The organism is Anaeromyxobacter paludicola (genome assembly GCF_023169965.1).
Classification (GTDB): Bacteria; Myxococcota; Myxococcia; order Myxococcales; family Anaeromyxobacteraceae; genus Anaeromyxobacter_B; species Anaeromyxobacter_B paludicola.
On the sequence record NZ_AP025592.1, the window covers coordinates 842,267 to 858,074 of the forward strand.

The window sequence follows — 15,808 nt, forward strand, 5'->3', positions numbered from 1 at the left end:
GGGGCGGCCGATCCGCCCCGCCCGGTCTCCCCTGGTCCGTTGGGTGGCGGGGGCGCAGGCGCTAGAATCGCCGCCGTGCCCCGCATCGCCCTCATCACCGGCTCGGCCGGCGCCCGCAGTGACGCCATCTCGGCCGAGCTGACGCGCCGCGGCTGGGCGGTGCGCCTCGCGCACGACGCCGAGGGCGTGCTCCCGCCCATGGAGCAGGCGGCCGCGGGCGTCGAGGCCCTCTTCCACGTCGGGGTCCGCACGCCGCGGCTGATGGACGCCGAGCGGCGCGCCGCGCTCGAGGAGGGCGCCGCGTTCGCCGCCGGGATGGCGGCCCGGCGGGCGGGCGCGCACCGGTTCGTGCTCGTCTCCACCGCGTCGGTCTACGGCCGCCCGCGCAACCTGCCCTGCGACGAGGGCGAGCTGAAGCGGCCGCGCAGCGCGGCCGAGCGGGCCCGCTGGCGCGCCGAGCGGGCCGGCTGGCGCGCCTTCCGCGAGGGCGCCCCCCTCACCGTGCTGCGGCCCACGCTGGTGTACGGGCCGGGGCTCCGCGGCGGCGTCATCCGGGCGCTGTCGCTCATCGCGCTCCTGTCGCAGGGGGCGCGCCGCATCCCCATCATCCGCCGCGGCCCGGTCACGCACCTCGTCCACGTGGAGGACGTGGCCCGGGCGGCGGTGCACCTCGCCCACCACGGCGACGATCGCGACGTGGTGGGGCGCGCCTTCAACGTCGGGGACGACGCCCCGCTCCCGCTCGCGGAGCACCTCTCGGCGGCGCTCGCCGCCATGGGCTACCGGCCCGGCCGCGTGCTCCCCTACTCCCCGCGGCTCACCGCCTTCCTGCTCTGGGGGATCCGGCACCTGCCCGACCGCGTCCTCTCGGAGCGGATCAACGGCCGGCTCGCCGCGGCCTGGGCGAGCCTCATGGGCCAGGGCGGCTCCCCGGCGCTGGCGCCGCGGGTGGATCGCGAGGCGCTGCAGTGGATGAGCGGCGACCACTACTACGACACCCGCCGCCTGGGCGCCCTCGGCTTCCACCCGGCCCACCCCATCTCCACCGCGGCGCTGCCCGCCACCGTGCAGTCGCTCATCCAGAGCGCGCTGCTCCCGGCGCGGCCCACCTCGGTGCTCTCCCGCCTCCTCCCGGGCGGGTAGGCCGCGGCGCGACGTTCCCTGCCTCCCGCCATTCGTGTCATAGTGAGGCCCGGGTTCGCGCCACGCCTGTCGCGGTTGCGGAGGCACGCGGGGAAAGGTCGATGAGAGGCGAGAGGGCGCGCCGGTGATCCGGAAGGTGGACCGCTACGAGCTCCTCGAGCAGGTGGGGAGCGGCGGCATGGCCGCGGTCTACCGGGGGCGCGACACGGCGCTGCGCCGCGAGGTGGCGGTGAAGCTGCTCCACCCCCACCTCGCCGCCCGCTCCGAGTCGCGGGCCCGCTTCTCGCGCGAGGCTCGCGCGGTGGCGCGGCTCTCCCACCCCGGTATCGTCGAGATCTTCGACTACTCGGGCGACGGGGCCCTCGAGAGCTGGCTCGTCACCGAGTTCGTGCACGGGCGCACGCTGCGGGCCTTCTCCGACGAGGTCGGGTTCGGCTTCCCGGAGGTCGGCCTGCTGGTGGCGCGGGCGCTCGCCGATGCGCTCGCCCACGCCCACGCCGCCGGCGTCATCCACCGGGATCTCAAGCCGGAGAACGTCCTCGTCTGCGAGGCCGGCCCGCGCCGGACCGTGAAGCTCGCCGACTTCGGCATCGCGCGGCTCCTCGCCGGGGACGAGCGGATGACGATGACCGGCGCGCTCGTCGGCTCGCCGAACCACATGGCGCCCGAGATCGTGGAGGGGCGCGAGGCCGACGCGCGGTCGGATCTCTTCTCGCTCGGGACGCTGCTCTACTGGATGGCCACCGGCGCCCTCCCCTTCGCGGCGCCCAACCCGACCGCGGTGCTCCGCCGGGTCATCGAGGGGGACCAGCAGGATCCGCGCGAGCTCTCGCCCCTGGTCTCGGCCCCGCTCGCGGCGCTGCTCGGCCGCACGCTGGCGCGCGACCCCGAGGCCCGGCCCCAGACCGCCGCCGGGCTGCGCGCCGAGCTCGACGGGCTCCTGGCGCAGGCGGGGCTCGGAGAGCCGCCGGAGGAGCTGGCGGCGTTCCTCGCCGATCCCGGGGCCTACAAGGCCGCCCTCCCGGCCCGGCTCGCCGCGGGGTACCGGACCGCCGGCGAGGCGGCGCTGGCGGCGGGCGACCGCGCCGGCGCGCTCTCCGCCTTCGACCAGGTGCTGGCGGTCGCGCCGGGCGACCCCGCCGTCCTCGCGCACCTCGCCCGACTGACCCGCGGCGCGCGGCTCCGGCGCGGTGCCACGCTCGCCACCGCCGGGCTGCTCCTGGTCTGCTCGGTGGCGGCGGCGGCGATCGGGGTGCGCTCCATCCGCGAGGAGCGCCGCCGGCGCGCCGACGCCGCCGTGAGCGCCCGGCGGCCCGCGGCCCTGCTGCCCGCGCCCCCCGCCGCGAGGTCGGCGCCCGCCCAGGCCGGCGGGGCCCCCGCCCCGGCCGCCCCGCCGCCGGAGCCGGAGTCGGCCACGGCGCGCCGCAGCGCGCCGCGCCCCGTCGAGCTCTCGCTCCAGGTCCGCCCCTACGCGCAGCGGGCGCTCCTCGACGGGGTGGAGGTGGCCCAGGGCGCGCAGCGGATCACGCTGCAGCTCTCGCCCGGGCAGCGCCACCGCGTCCAGGTGGACCACGCCTGCTGCTTCCCCTTCGTGAAGGACCTCGAGCCCGCGCCCGGCTCGCCGCGCATCGAGCTCCGGGTCCCCCTCGAGCCCCGCCCCGCCTCGCTGCGCGTCGAGGGGGATCCCGCGGCCCGGGTCTTCCTCGACGGGCGGCTGCTCGGCACCGCCGGCGAGAGCCAGCGGGCGCCCTTCGCCGTCCTCCCGCCCGCGGGCGAGAGCCCGTACGAGGGCGTGGCGCAGCTCCGCATCGAGCGCGACGGGCGAGAGCCCTGGCGCACCGCCCTCAAGATCCGCGCCGCCGGGGAGATCTCGGTCGCCGCGCCCGCCCTGGAGCCCACCCCGTGATCCCCCTCCTCCTCGCGCTCTCCCTCGCCGCCGGGCCGACGCCGCCGGACCTCAAGCGGGCGCGCGACCGCTACGAGTTCGGCGCCTACGCCGAGTGCGCCGGCGCCGTCCGCGAGCTGCTGGCCCGCCAGCCGGACCTCCCCGATCCCGAGGCCGCCGAGGCCTACAAGCTGCTCGGGCTCTCCGAGTACCAGCTCGGGGACAAGGAGCAGGCGCGGGCCGCGTTCGTGAGCCTGCTCTCGCACGATCCCGACTACGCCCTCGACCCGTTCTTCGTGCCGCCGTCCATCGTCGAGCTCTTCGACCAGGTGAAGAAGGAGCGGGAGCCGGAGCTGGCGCCGCTCCGCGAGCGGAAGCGGCAGCTGCGCGAGCAGGAGCGGCTCGCCGAGGAGGCCCGCCGCAAGCTCCTCGCCGAGGAGCAGGCGCGCTCCGGCCCGCCCACCAAGGTGATCCGGGTGCAGGAGCGGATCTACCTGTTCAACTGGCTCCCGCTCGGCGCCGGCCAGTTCCAGAACGGCCAGGGCTCGAAGGGCACCGCCATCGCCGCCGGCGAGGTGGTGATGGGGCTCGTCAACATCGGCGCCATCCTCTTCCACAACCAGATCGCGGAGGACCGGAGCCGCCGCTGCTCGGCGAGCCAGCCGACCGGCTGCAGCCACCCGCCCTTCTCCGACGCCGACCGGCGCCTGCTCGACCGCACCGACGCGGTCAAGTACGCGAGCGCGGCGCTCTTCTGGGCCATCTACGCCTACGGCGTGGTGGACGCCCACCTGAACTACGTGCCCCGCGTCGAGACCGAGATCACCCCCCAGGGCGGCGGCGCGCTCAAGATGACCTGGGCCTACTGAGGACCCCCGTGGCCACACTCCTCGTCAAGACCGCCTCCGGCGAGCGCCTCGTCCGGCTCGGGCGGCGGCTCACCAGCGTCGGGCGCGATCCCGGGAACGACGTGGTCGTCGCCGACCCGGCGCTCCCCGCCACGGCGCTCCACATCCACTTCGACGGGCGCGACTACAACGCCGCCTGCCACGAGGGGGCCGAGATGACGGTCAACGGCCGCCGCCGGACCACCGCCCGCCTCGGCGACGGCGACCGGATCCGGATCGGCGGCACCGACCTGCAGCTCTCGCTCGTCGAGCCGCCGGCCGCGCGCGCCGTCCCGCCCGATCCGAGCGTGGAGGCGATGCGCTCGCTGGTGCGGCTCTCCGAGCGGCTCCTCGGCAACTCCGACGCCGCCCGGCTCCCGGCGGCGCTCCTCGACGCGGTGATGGACGTGACCCGCGCCGAGAAGGGCTTCCTCATCCTCCTCGAGGACGGCGAGCTCCAGATCCGGGCGGCGCGCAACCTCGCCCAGGAGGACCTCGCCGACGCCGCGGCGCGCGTCTCCGACTCGATCATCCAGAAGGTGGTGCGGACCCGCCGGCCGGTGATCGTGGCCGACGCCCTGCACGATCGGGAGTGGTCCGGCTCCGACTCGGTGGTGAACCTCAAGCTCTGCTCGGTGATGTGCGCCCCGCTGCTCGAGCGCGGCGAGGTCTTCGGGGTGCTCTACCTCGGCAACGACAGCGTGGTGAACCTCTTCGAGGAGAAGGACCTCGAGGCGCTCACCGTCTTCGCCGCCCAGGCGTCGCTGCTCATGCAGAACGCGCTCCTGCTCGACGGGCTGCGGCGCGAGAACGTGGCCCTGCGCGAGGCGGCCCAGGAGCGGCGGGCCGGCGAGCTCCTGAGCGCCGGCGAGAGCATGCGCGAGGTGTTCCGCCGGATCGAGAAGGTGGCCGGCACCGACGTGAGCGTGCTCGTCTCGGGCGAGACCGGCACCGGCAAGGAGCTGGTGGCGCGCGAGATCCACCGCCGCTCGCCCCGCGCCGCCGGTCCGTTCGTGGCGGTGAACTGCGGCGCCATCCCCGAGGCGCTCCTCGAGTCGGAGCTCTTCGGCCACGTCCGCGGGGCCTTCACCGGCGCGGTGGCGACCCGGCCCGGCAAGTTCCAGGCCGCGAGCGGCGGGACGCTGTTCCTCGACGAGGTGGGGGACATGCCGCTGCTCCTGCAGGTGAAGCTCCTGCGGGCGCTCGCCGATCGGGCCGTCACCCGCGTCGGCGACACCCAGCCCGAGCCGGTGGACATCCGCGTCGTCGCCGCCTCGAACCGGGTGCTGGAGGACGAGATCGCGCGCGGCGCCTTCCGCGAGGACCTCTATTACCGCCTGAACGTGGTCTCGATCCGGCTGCCGCCGCTGCGGGAGCGCGGCGACGACGTGATCGCCCTGGCCCGCTTCTTCCTGCAGCAGTACGCGCGGGAGTACGGCTCCCGGGCGCGCGGCTTCGCGCCGGGGGCGGTGCTGGCCATGCGGCGCTACGCCTGGCCCGGCAACGTCCGCGAGCTCGAGAACCGGGTGAAGAAGGCGGTGGTGCTGGCCGAGAAGGCGCTCATCGCCGCCGGGGACCTCGACCTCGCCCCCGACCTCCTCGCCCCGGTGCTGCCGCTGCAGGAGGCCAAGGACGCCTTCCAGCGGCGCTACATCAACGAGGTGCTGGCCCGCAACGGCGGCAACCGCACCCGGACCGCCAAGGACCTGGGCGTCGATCCCCGGACCATCTTCCGCCACCTCGAGGCGGAGCGGCGGGGCGACGGCGAGGACGGCGGCCCGGGCGACAAGGAGCGGCCGTGACCGGGCCCGCTCGCGTCGCCCTCGCCGCGGCGCTGACGGGGCTCGCCGCCGCCACCCTCGCCGGCTGCCCGCTGCCGCAGCCGCTCGCCGAGGTGAGCCGGGTGGACGGCGGCACCATCACGCCGCCGCGCGTCCTCGCCGAGACCGCCCTGCCGGCCGACACCCAGATCCGCGTGCGCAAGGACTGCCCGTCGTCGCCGCGGTTCACGGTGCAGGCGTCGGTGGTGGACGAGAACGTGGTGGAGCAGGTCGAGGCCCGGTGGTTCCTCGACTACGACGCCGGCTCGTCGGCCGGGGCGGCGCTCCTGCGCCCCTCCGACGTCCTGGCGCCGCCGGATCCGAACGAGACCTCCACCCTCACCGTCCGGGCGCTCCCGCCCCTGACGGTGGTGCTGCCGCCCTACGACGCGGCCAGCCCGGCGCACGTCCTCGAGGTGGTGGTCTCGAACGGCTTCTACCAGAGCGGCCAGGAGCCCCCCGGGGTGCCGCCGAACCGCAGCGCGCAGCCCGGGTACGAGGCCCAGGTGTTCCGGTGGGTCTTCGGGTACGTGGACGCCGGCGGTACCTGCGCCTATCCGTAGAACGGGGCTGCGCCCCGCCCCGCCAGGCGAAGCCCGGCGGGGCCCCACCCTGCTGAGCCGGAGCCGAGCGCGCGGCGCGCCTCGCTCCGCTCGGCGCTTGCGCGCTGTCCGGCGGGGAGGGGCGCTGCCCTCCCCGCGTTCCGTGGGGCCCCTCCCCGCGCCGCGGTGAGCCGGCGCCCAGCTACTCCTTCGCGACCGCCTCGCGGGCGTGGCGGAAGGCCTCGGCCGCGCCGGAGGCGAGCTGCGCCTGCTCCTCCGCGAAGCGGTTGACCTGCGCCGCGTAGGCGCGGTGCAGGGCCATCATGGCGTCACGCGCGGCGGCCATCTCGCGCCGCTCGGTGAGCCCGAACTCGCCGGCCCGGTCCACGTCCAGCCGGCAGCGGTCCGAGAGGTCGTCCACCCGGACCTCCCAGTCGCGCGCCCACTGGTTCCAGTCGCCGAGGGGGTCCCGCCGGTCCACGCCGCTCGCGAGCGCCCAGGCCCGCTGGGATTGCTCGCGATGGAGGGCCTCGAGCTCGGTCAGGCAGACCCGCAGCATGGCGCGGGTGGGAAGCTCGGTCTGGGCGAGCTTCTGCCGCGCCGGGCCGCGCAGGTTCTGGACGATGCTGGCAATGAGCAGGGTCGCCGCGACCAGGATCACCGCGAAGTAGAAGATCCACATCGCGGCGCGGAAGGGACGGAGCCTCGGGTCGCGCGGCGGCACCGCGCGACTGTGCCACCGGGGGCCCGGAGCGTAAAGGAGATTGGCGGCGAGCCGCTACGCGCCCGGGTGTTGTGACCGCGGGTAGAGCACCGCGAGGAAGGTGCTCGGCTGCCGGCTCACCGCCGCGCGCAGGCAGCGCAGGTAGCAGGCCGGCCCCCAGAGGCGGAGGATGGTGAAGGAGTGACGGAGCACGTCCCGGCCGGTGATGGTTCCCTGCACGGTCCGACTGCTTTGCATACGCAATGCCGGGGCATTGGCCGCGCTGACCCGCTCTTTTCGAGCACCTGGCGCGCGCTCCCGGGCAGGGCGTCGCCGCGACTGTCGAATTTCCCGTGGGCGCGAAGAAGGGATTACACGCCCCGCGCGGCCCGGAACTTATTTCAGATGTGAAACGCGATTGCGAAATTGAAAGACGTCAACAGCAGCCGCAAGCCGTAGGAACGACCGAGAACCCCGTGGTGACGGGCGTTTGTACCGACCCGCCGGGGTGGCCTGGCGCTTGCTCGTTATCTGGTCCGAAGCGCAACGTGGTCGTCGAGGGGACCCCCCCCGCACCTCTCTGACGATCGTTGCGCTTCTTTTTTTTGGGCGCTCCCGGTGCGCGGCTCGACAACTGGCCCGCACCTCTCCGACAAGGCCCGCACCGGGAGCGGCCAGCTTCCCCCCCAGCCTCAGCGACGCCCGACCCTCCGCTCCAGATCGGCGGGGGTGAGCTCGAACACCACCGGGCGCCCGTGCGGGCAGCGAGCCTTGAAGCTCACCGCGTCGAGGCCGTCGAGCAGCGCCCGCGCCTCCTCGCGCGTGAGGTCCTCGTGGGCCCGCACGGCCGAGTGGCAGGCCATGGTGGCGAGGAGGTCGTGGAAGGCCAGGTCCACCGCGGTCCCCTTCCCCACCGTCTCGAGCTGCTGGGCGAGGTCGCGCAGCAGCGACGGCAGGTCGGCGCCCGCGAGCTGGGCCGGCGCCCCCTTCACCGCGAAGGCGTCGCCGCCGAAGGGCTCGAGGTCGAGCCCGAGCGCGCGGACCTCCTCGGCCGCCCCCTCGAGCGCCCGGGCGAGCGGCGCCGGGAGCGTCACGATCTGCGGGATGAGCAGCGGCTGCACCGGGATGGCCCGGGCGCGGTGCGCCTCGAGGAGCTGGTGGAAGAGCTGCCGCTCGTGGCTCGCGTGCTGGTCGATGACCACGAGCGTGCCGCCGGGCGCCTCGCAGAGCAGGTAGGTGCGGGCGTGCTGGCCGATGTAGCGGAGCGAGGCGAAGTAGCCGGCCGGGGCGGCCGCCTCGCCGGGCACGGCGGCAGGCGGCGGGTCGAAGCGGAAGGCGTGGTTCGGGCCCGCCGCGGCCTCGGCCGGCGCGCCGAAGCTCCGCTCGGCGCCGAGTGCGCGGGCCGCCTGGAGGACCTCGGCCACCTCCTCGCCGGCCGCAGGGAGCACGAGCTCCTCGAGGCCGGAGCCAGGGGACCCCGGCACGCCCGGGAGCGCGGCCGGCCCGGCCGGCGCCCGGTGTCGCAGCCACGGCGCGGTCCGCAGCGCGTCGGCGACGACGTGGAAGAGCGCGTCCTGCGCCTCGCGCGGCTCGGCGAAGCGGACCTCCAGCTTCTGCGGGTGGACGTTCACGTCCACGCGGCCGGGGGGCAGGTCGAGGAAGAGGATCGCCGCCGGGTGGCGGCCCGGCGGGAGCGTCCCGGCGAAGGCCCGCAGGACCGCGTGCGCGGCGCTCCGGTCGCGGACGTACCGGCCGTTCACGAAGAGGTAGAAGGCGCGGCTCGTCGCCTCCGAGTGGTCGGGCGAGGTGACGAGGCCTCGCACCCGCACCCCCGCCCGCTCGCCGTCGAGCTCGACCAGGTGGCGGGCCGCCTCGCGCCCGAGCGCCGCGAGCGCGCGGTCCCTCGGGGAGGCGTCCGGCGGGGAGGAGAAGGCGATCCGGCCGGCGGAGCGGAGCGTGAAGCCGACGTCGGGGCGGGCCAGGGCGAGCCGGAGCAGCGCCTCCGAGGCGTGGCCGGACTCGCTGGCCGGGGCGCGCATGAACTTGCGGCGCGCCGGCGTGTTGAAGAAGAGGTCGCGGACCTCGAGGGTGGTCCCCCGCCGCCGGGCGACGGCGGTCGTCTCCACGAGCGCGCCCCCCTCCAGCACGAGCCGGGTGCCCGCGCCGTCGTCGCCGGCGCAGGTGTCGATCCGCATGCGGCTCACGGAGGCGATGGCCGGGATGGCCTCGCCGCGGAACCCCATCGTCGCGATGGCGGCGAGCCCCTCCTGATCGCGGAGCTTGGAGGTGGCGTGGCGCTCGAGCGAGAGGAGCGCGTCCTCGCGGTCCATGCCGCTCCCGTCGTCGGCGACGCGCACCAGCGAGAGCCCGCCGTCCTCGATCTCCACCTGGACGGAGCGGGCCCCGGCGTCGAGGGCGTTCTCGCACAGCTCCTTCAGGACGCTGGCGGGGCGCTCGACGACCTCTCCGGCGGCGATCTGGTTGACGAGTCCGGGAGGGAGGACGGCGATTCGGGGCACGCGCCCTTCTACCACGCGCCCCCGGCGCCCCGGGAGGTCGCCCTCGAACAGCCTTTGACGGCCTCCGGAGGGGCGTCTATACAGGCAATCCGTGGCGGGTCGCCCTCGACAGAAGAAGCCCGCGCGCGCCCGCGAGAGCGCGCCGCCTTCGCGGCCGGCGCTCGGGAACGACCCGTTCCAGCGCGGCGCGGCGGCGAGGCCGGTCGCGCCGCCGCCTGCGGCCGAGCCGGTGACGATCGCGCCGCCCGCGCCCGCCGCTCCGGCCGAGCCGGCGACGACCGCCCCGGCCAGCCCCGCCGCCGCTCCGACCGGTTCCGCCGAGGGCGCGCCCGCCCCCGGCGCCGTCCCCGCTCCCGCCCCGGTCGAGCGCGCTCCGGCGCCGCCCTCTGCCGCGGTCGCCGCTCCTCCGGCGCCCCCCGCCCACGCTCCCGCGCGCCCGCCCGGCCCGCCGCGGCCGGCGCTACAGCCCGTCGCGCCCGCCGCCGCGCCCTCCTCGCCGGCCGCCAAGGCCGAGGGGCCCGGCGGCTTCCCTTTCGGCGAGCTGCGGCGCGTCTTCGCGCAGCTCCTGCCGGCGTTCCGCGAGCGGCTCGCGCAGGCCCGCCACTTCCTCGAGGGCGGGGCCGCGCTCGATCCCTGGGGGATGGACCCGGAGCTGCCGGAGCGGGCCTTCGCCCTGCTCGACTTCCTCTACGCCGCCTGGTGGCGCGTGGACGCGCGGCACGTGGAGCGGGTCCCGTCGAAGGGCGGCGCCGTCATCGTGGCGAACCACGGCGGGGCGCTGCCCTGGGACGCCCTCGTGCTCCGGCTCGCCCTGCTCCGCGACCACCCCGCCCACCGCGAGCTGCGGCCGCTGCTCGACGAGGCCTCGTTCCGCTCGGTCGTCGTGGGCAAGGCGGCGGCGCGCCTCGGGGCGGTCCCGGCGAGCCCCGAGAACGCGCAGCGGCTCCTCGCCGACGGGAAGCTGGTCGCGGCCTTCCCGGAGGGGAGCGCGGGCGGCGCGAAGCCCTGGTCCGAGCGGTACCGGCTGCAGACCTTCGGGCGGGGCGGCTTCGCCAAGGTGGCCCTCCGCGCCGGCGCGCCCATCGTGCCGTGCGCGGTGGTCGGCAGTGAGGAGTCCACCCCGCCCTTCTCGCGGGCCGGCTGGCTAGGGGACCTGCTCGGGCTGCCGCTCCTGGCGCTCGCGCCGGGGCTGCCGCTCGGCCCGGCCGCGCTGCTGCCCCTCCCCTCCCGCTGGTCGATCCGCTTCGGCGATCCGATCCCGACCGCCGGGCTGGGCGCCGACAAGGCGTCGGATCCCGCCACGGTGAACGCCCTCGCCGAGGAGGCGCGGGCCGCCGTGCAGCGGATGCTCGACGAGGACGTGGCGGCGCGCCGCTCGATCTTCCTGTAGCGGCGCCGCCCCCGACGTCAGCCGAGCACGAGCGCGGGGTCCGCGGCCGGCGCGCCGAGGAGCTCGTCGCGGTACTTCTCGTACCCGGGCCGGCCGAGGAGCCCCTGCGCGTAGCGCTTCCCCGCCTCCACGCCGGGCTGGTCGAAGGCGTTCACGCCGTAGAGGCCGCCGGCGTAGGCGGTGGCGAGCTCGAGGAACATGAGGAGCTGGCCGACCGTGCGCGGCTCGAGGCGCGGCAGCTCGATGGAGATCGTCGGCCGGCCGTTCTTGCGGAGGGCGGCGCCGGTGGCGCGCCGCTCCGCCTCGAGCAGCTCGCCCATCGTGTGGCCGCCGAGGTAGGCGAGGTCGGGGTGGCGGGCGTAGCCGGCCGGCAGCGGGATGGTGAGCTCGGCGCGGGGCTCGGCGACCCGCACCAGCGTGACGACCTTGTCGTGCGGCCCCTCCATCATGAGCTGCAGGCTCGAGTGCTGGTCGGTGGCGCCCACGGCGCGGATGGGCGTGGGGCCGGTGCCGGGGTTCTTGCCGAGCGACTCGGCCCAGAGCTGCACGAACCAGTCGCCGAGATCGCGGAGCGCGTCGGCGTACGGCATGAGCACGTGGAGCCGCCGGCCGCGGCGGACGTCGAGCAGGTGCAGCACGGCCGCGTAGAGCAGCGCCGGGTTCTCGAGGACGGCGCCGCTGCGGCAGCGCGCCTCCAGCTCCGCCGCGCCGGCGAGGAGCGCCGCCGTGTCCACGCCCGCCGCCGCCGCCGGCAGGAGCCCGACCGGCGAGAGCACGCTGAAGCGGCCGCCGATCGAGGCGCCCAGGGGGAGCGCCCGCAGCCGCTCGTCGGCCGCGATCTGCCGGAGCACGCCCCGCTGCGGATCGGTGACCAGGACGCAGCGCTCCCGGTAGCCCTCCTCGCCGAAGCGGGCGACCACCCGCTCCCGCAGCACCATGTGCTGCGACATGGTCTCGGCGGTCCCGCCCGACTTGGTGACGGTGGCGAAGCAGGTCCGCTCGAGGTCGACGGTGTCGAGGAGGGCGGCGAAGGTGGCCGGGTCGGAGTTGTCCGGGAAGAAGACGCGCAGCCCGCCGCGGCGGTCCTGCGGGAGGAGGTTGTGGAACGGGTGGCAGAGCGCGCCCAGCACCGCCCGCCCGCCCAGCGAGCTCCCGCCGATCCCGAGGACGAGCAGGTTCTCGAAGCGGCGCCCGAGCTCGGCCGCGAGGGCGCGCGAGGCCTCCGCGGCGGCGGCGTCGGCCGGGAGGTCGGCGAAGCCCACCTCGCCGGCGCGGCGGCGCGCCTCGAAGCCGTCGAACGCGGCGCGCGCCGGCGCGGCGAGCGCGTCGAGGTCGGCGCGGGCGAGGCCGCCCGCAGCAGGATCGAATGCGCCGTTGACGTCGAGCGTGAGCCGTTCCATGAGCCCCTCCGAAAGGTCGGCCCAATCTAGCCGAGCGGCCCGGCCGCCGACCACGGGAAACCAGGGCGGCGCGCGCTCCCCGCGGCGAATCTCAGGCCGAGAGCCGCTCGCCGGCCGCGAGCCGGGCCTCCGGCTCCGGGGCGGCTTGGCGCGGCGCCTTCGCCGGGCGGTCGAGCCGGTCGCCGTCGCGCACGGCGGAGGGCGGCGTGCGGAGGTCCCGGACCAGGCCCACGAGGGCGAGCCCGCGCAGGGCGTAGTAGGAGACGTCCACCTCCCACCAGAACCAGCCCTGGTTCGCGGTGGACTGGTAGTGGTGGTGGTTGTTGTGCCAGCCCTCGCCGAGCGTGAGGAGCGCGAGCAGGAGGCCGTTCCGCGAGTCGTCGGCCGTCGCGTAGCGGCGCCGCCCGAAGACGTGCGCCAGCGAGTTGATGCAGAACGTGCCGTGCCAGAGGAAGACCGTCGAGACGAAGTAGCCCCAGAGCAGCGCCGGCCAGCCGCCCGCGAGGTAGAGGGCGAGGGCGTAGAGGACGGGCGGGACGACGTGCCAGCGGTCGAGCCAGCGCAGCTCGGGGTAGCGCGCCATGTCCCGGATCCGGTCGAGCTTCGTCGCGTCGTAGCGCGTCGCCAGCACCCAGCCGACGTGGCTCCACCAGAAGCCGCGCTGCACCGGCGAGTGGATGTCGTCGGGCGTGTCGGAGAACCGGTGGTGGTCGCGGTGGTGCGCCGCCCACCAGAGCGGGCCCTTCTGCGTGCAGGTGGCGCCGAGCCAGCCCAGCGCGAACTGGAAGGCGCGCCCGGTGCGGTAGGCTCGGTGCGAGAAGTAGCGGTGGTAGCCGGCGGTGAGGCCGAACATGCGCAGGGCGTAGCTCGCGGCCGCGAGGGCGGCCCACTTCCACGCGAAGGGCGCGAGGAACGGCGTCGCGAGCGCCACGGCGTGGACGGCGAAGAAGGGCAGCGACTTGCCCCAGTGGATGCGGTCGAGGTGGCGGTCGTCCGGGGCGGCGGGGCGGAGGGGCTGGCTCGTCATCGAGCGTCAGGTATGACGGATGGCTGTCACCGCCGCGTCATCCCGCCCGGCGCGCGCGCCGACGCCCCAACCGGTCCGCGGCGCGCGCCCGCCCGCCGGCTCCGACCCGGGGCGCCGGCGAACGAGCGCGCGTGCAGCCAGGCCCGGCGAGGTGCAGCTTTTCGCGTGGAGGAGGAGGGCGCGATGCTGGGCGAGCAAGCGAGCGGCGGCGCGAACCTGCCGGTGGAGGGGGCCATCCGGCTCATCGCCGAGACGCTCCCGCTCGCCGGGTACGGGGGGATCCGCGCCGACCTTCCGGGCTGGGACTCGCCGGAGGTGATCCACGGCGCCATGCGGGACCACCGCCCCAGCCTCTCCGCCGAGTCGCCCAAGACCGTCTACTTCGACGTGCTCGCGGCGGCGGGGCCGGTGAGCCTGGAGGACGTGGCGAGCCGCTGGCAGCTCTTCGCGAGCGCCGCCGAGCTCACCGAGGGGGAGTTCCACGTGGTGGTGCCGCGCTGGATCGGCGGGCGGGACGGGCGGCTCGTGGTGAAGCAGATCGCGGACCTGGTCGGGGTCCGCATCGGCTTCATCTGGGCGATCTGACCCCTGCCCGCTCGCTCGGCCGCCTACCAGGGGCTGCGGAGCGGCCCGGCGGGGGGCTCCTCCTCGCGCCGCTCCTCCTGGCGCGGCAGCGGTCCGGCGGCGTCGATGGCGACCAGGAAGGCGGCGATCCGCGCCGGGGCGCCCTCCGCCGGTGGCGCGGCCCCGAGCCGGTGGGCCTCGGCGAGCCCGTGGGCCTTGATGCGCGGCTCGAGCCCGGCGCGCAGGCGCTCGGCCACCCGCGTCAGCTCCGGGCCTCGCTCGCCGCCCACCCCCCGGACGCGGTGGCACCCGAGGCACTGCCCGGCGAAGTCGTCGGCGCCGAGCCGGGCGGCGTCCCCGGTGCCGGGCGGCAGGCGGAGCGCCCGCCCGAAGCTCCGGTCCCACGCGAGCACGTCCACCTCGACCGCCCCCTCCACCCACCAGAAGCGGATCCGCGGGTCCGTCTCGAGGCCCGGCCAGTCGAGGTTGGGCCAGGCGAGGCGCAGCGCGGGCAGCGGCTTCCCGTCGGCGCGATCCGCGAGGACCGGCTGGAGCTGGCGCACGACCGAGAGCGGGATCGCGGCCAGGTAGCCGTCGCGCGCGCGCACCGCCGCGGTGTCGGCGCCGCGCTCGAGCGCCACCTCGTCGCGCAGCACCGCCGCGAGCGACACGCCCTCCACCTCGACGGCGCGCCCGGTCCGCGGGTCCTGGGCGCGGAAGGCGCGGCGGGGCAGCCGCCCGAGGTCCGAGGTCCCGAAGACGAAGGGGCCGTTCTCCACCCGCCCCTTCACGGTGAGGGCCGGGGCGCCGGAGGGCGGGCGCGGGCGCGGCGCGCCGCAAGCGAGGAGCGCGCCGGCGGCGAGCGCGGCGGCGAGCGCGGAGGGCTTCCTCACCGCGCGCCTCCCGGGTTATCTTCGCCGCGAGTCAAGCCCGCGAACGGAGGAGCAGCGCGAATGGCCCGTGCATTCATCGGCGACCTGGAGTGCCAGGTGAACGTGGACAAGGACCTCGGCGACAGCTGGGCGGTCTCGGTGGTCCCGCCGCCCCGCTCCGGGAAGGCGCCGCTGGTCGTGAAGCTGCAGGGCGAGGACCGGGAGAAGGTCGCCAAGGGCGCGCTCGAGGTCCTGCAGAAGGCCGGACAGATCGACCGCTTCGAGCCGTAGCTCACGGCCCCTCGCTCCGGATCACCGCGCCCGGCGGCAGGAGCGCCAGCAGGGCCTCCCGGGCCGACGCCACCCGCGCCGCGTCCTTCGACTCGATCGTGACCTTGACCCGGTGGTCGGCCCCGTCGAAGCGCGGGTAGCTGCCGATCTCCACCTCGGGGTGCGCCCGCACCACCTCGTCGAGGAAGGGCGCGAGCCGGTCCTCGCCGAGCCCGAGGTAGAGGCTCGCGAGGCGGAAGGGCGCCGTGGCGAGCGCCGGCAGGAAGCGGTCGAGCTGCGCCCGGAAGAACTGCGGCACGCCCGGCAGCATCACCACGTTCTCGACCTGCAGGACCGGGAAGCCGCCGCCCACGAGCACGGTGCCCTCGGGCACGTCGGCCATGCGGAGGACCGGCTCGGGCGCCTCGGCGCTGCCGGTCCACTTCTCGTGCCCGGCCCGGAGGAGGTCCACGAGCGCGGGATCGCGCCGGAGCGGACGGCCGAGCGCGCGCGCCACCGCGGGGACGGTCACGTCGTCGTGGGTGGGGCCGATCCCGCCGGAGGTGAAGACCCAGGCGCGGCGGCGCCGCTCCCGGTCCACCGCCTCGACGATGTCGTCCAGGTGATCCGGCAAGGTGCAGATGACGGCGAGCCGCACGCCGGCCGCGCGCAGGGCGCGGGTCGCGTAGGGCCCGTTCTCGTCCTGCACCTTGGCGGTGAGCACCTCGTTGCCCACCACCAGGAGCGCCGCGGTCGGTGTCTCCCGGTCCACGCCTTCGTGGATAG

The 15,808-nt window shown here is 76.2% G+C and carries 14 protein-coding genes; 8 read left to right on the plus strand and 6 right to left on the minus strand.

What is annotated here, in order from left to right:
- Positions 1-75: 75 nt before the first annotated feature.
- The 5 genes from AMPC_RS03910 (at position 76) to AMPC_RS03930 (ending at position 6,298) form a co-directional block, all read left to right on the plus strand.
- Entirely contained in the window at positions 76-1,143 is a 1,068-nt protein-coding gene (locus AMPC_RS03910; RefSeq protein WP_248344483.1) for an NAD-dependent epimerase/dehydratase family protein, read from the plus strand.
- 124 nt (positions 1,144-1,267) lie between these two features.
- Positions 1,268-3,049, plus strand: a complete 1,782-nt coding sequence (locus AMPC_RS03915) for a serine/threonine-protein kinase (RefSeq protein WP_248344484.1) — start codon at positions 1,268-1,270, stop codon at positions 3,047-3,049.
- Positions 3,046-3,897: a tetratricopeptide repeat protein gene (locus AMPC_RS03920; protein WP_248344486.1), complete on the plus strand. Its 852-nt coding sequence runs from the start codon at positions 3,046-3,048 to the stop codon at positions 3,895-3,897. Before AMPC_RS03915 ends, AMPC_RS03920 begins: the two co-directional genes overlap by 4 nt.
- A gap of 8 nt (positions 3,898-3,905) precedes the next feature.
- Positions 3,906-5,717, plus strand: a complete 1,812-nt coding sequence (locus tag AMPC_RS03925) for a sigma 54-interacting transcriptional regulator (protein ID WP_248344489.1) — start codon at positions 3,906-3,908, stop codon at positions 5,715-5,717.
- Complete coding sequence (locus tag AMPC_RS03930; RefSeq protein WP_248344491.1) at positions 5,714-6,298, plus strand: hypothetical protein; 585 nt, start codon at positions 5,714-5,716, stop codon at positions 6,296-6,298. Before AMPC_RS03925 ends, AMPC_RS03930 begins: the two co-directional genes overlap by 4 nt.
- 181 nt (positions 6,299-6,479) lie before the next feature.
- Here the strand turns inward: AMPC_RS03930 and AMPC_RS03935 are convergent, their stop codons facing one another.
- Entirely contained in the window at positions 6,480-7,001 is a 522-nt protein-coding gene (locus AMPC_RS03935; protein ID WP_248344492.1) for a hypothetical protein, read from the minus strand.
- A 671-nt stretch (positions 7,002-7,672) separates the two neighbouring features.
- Entirely contained in the window at positions 7,673-9,499 is a 1,827-nt protein-coding gene (gene mutL, locus AMPC_RS03940) for a DNA mismatch repair endonuclease MutL (protein ID WP_248344493.1), read from the minus strand.
- A gap of 91 nt (positions 9,500-9,590) precedes the next feature.
- Between mutL and AMPC_RS03945 the strand changes: the two genes are divergently transcribed.
- On the plus strand, positions 9,591-10,889 hold the full coding sequence (locus tag AMPC_RS03945) for a lysophospholipid acyltransferase family protein (protein WP_248344494.1): 1,299 nt from the start codon (positions 9,591-9,593) through the stop codon (positions 10,887-10,889).
- A 17-nt stretch (positions 10,890-10,906) separates the two neighbouring features.
- Here the strand turns inward: AMPC_RS03945 and AMPC_RS03950 are convergent, their stop codons facing one another.
- Positions 10,907-12,289 (minus strand): hypothetical protein, encoded by a 1,383-nt coding sequence (locus tag AMPC_RS03950; RefSeq protein ID WP_248344495.1) that lies wholly within the window; start codon positions 12,287-12,289, stop codon positions 10,907-10,909.
- A gap of 91 nt (positions 12,290-12,380) precedes the next feature.
- Entirely contained in the window at positions 12,381-13,316 is a 936-nt protein-coding gene (locus AMPC_RS03955) for an acyl-CoA desaturase (protein ID WP_248344496.1), read from the minus strand.
- 183 nt (positions 13,317-13,499) lie between these two features.
- Between AMPC_RS03955 and AMPC_RS03960 the strand changes: the two genes are divergently transcribed.
- The gene (locus AMPC_RS03960) at positions 13,500-13,901 is read left to right on the plus strand and encodes a hypothetical protein (protein WP_248344497.1); all 402 of its coding nucleotides are present in this window, start codon (positions 13,500-13,502) and stop codon (positions 13,899-13,901) included.
- A gap of 23 nt (positions 13,902-13,924) precedes the next feature.
- On the opposite strand, the gene AMPC_RS03965 is transcribed toward AMPC_RS03960, so the two are convergent.
- Positions 13,925-14,773: a hypothetical protein gene (locus AMPC_RS03965; protein ID WP_248344499.1), complete on the minus strand. Its 849-nt coding sequence runs from the start codon at positions 14,771-14,773 to the stop codon at positions 13,925-13,927.
- A gap of 60 nt (positions 14,774-14,833) precedes the next feature.
- Here AMPC_RS03965 and AMPC_RS03970 point away from each other — a divergent pair, with 60 nt between their 5' ends.
- Positions 14,834-15,043: a hypothetical protein gene (locus AMPC_RS03970; RefSeq protein WP_248344501.1), complete on the plus strand. Its 210-nt coding sequence runs from the start codon at positions 14,834-14,836 to the stop codon at positions 15,041-15,043.
- 1 nt (position 15,044) lies between these two features.
- Here the strand turns inward: AMPC_RS03970 and AMPC_RS03975 are convergent, their stop codons facing one another.
- Positions 15,045-15,794: a competence/damage-inducible protein A gene (locus tag AMPC_RS03975; protein ID WP_248344504.1), complete on the minus strand. Its 750-nt coding sequence runs from the start codon at positions 15,792-15,794 to the stop codon at positions 15,045-15,047.
- Between the last annotated feature and the right edge of the window lie 14 nt (positions 15,795-15,808).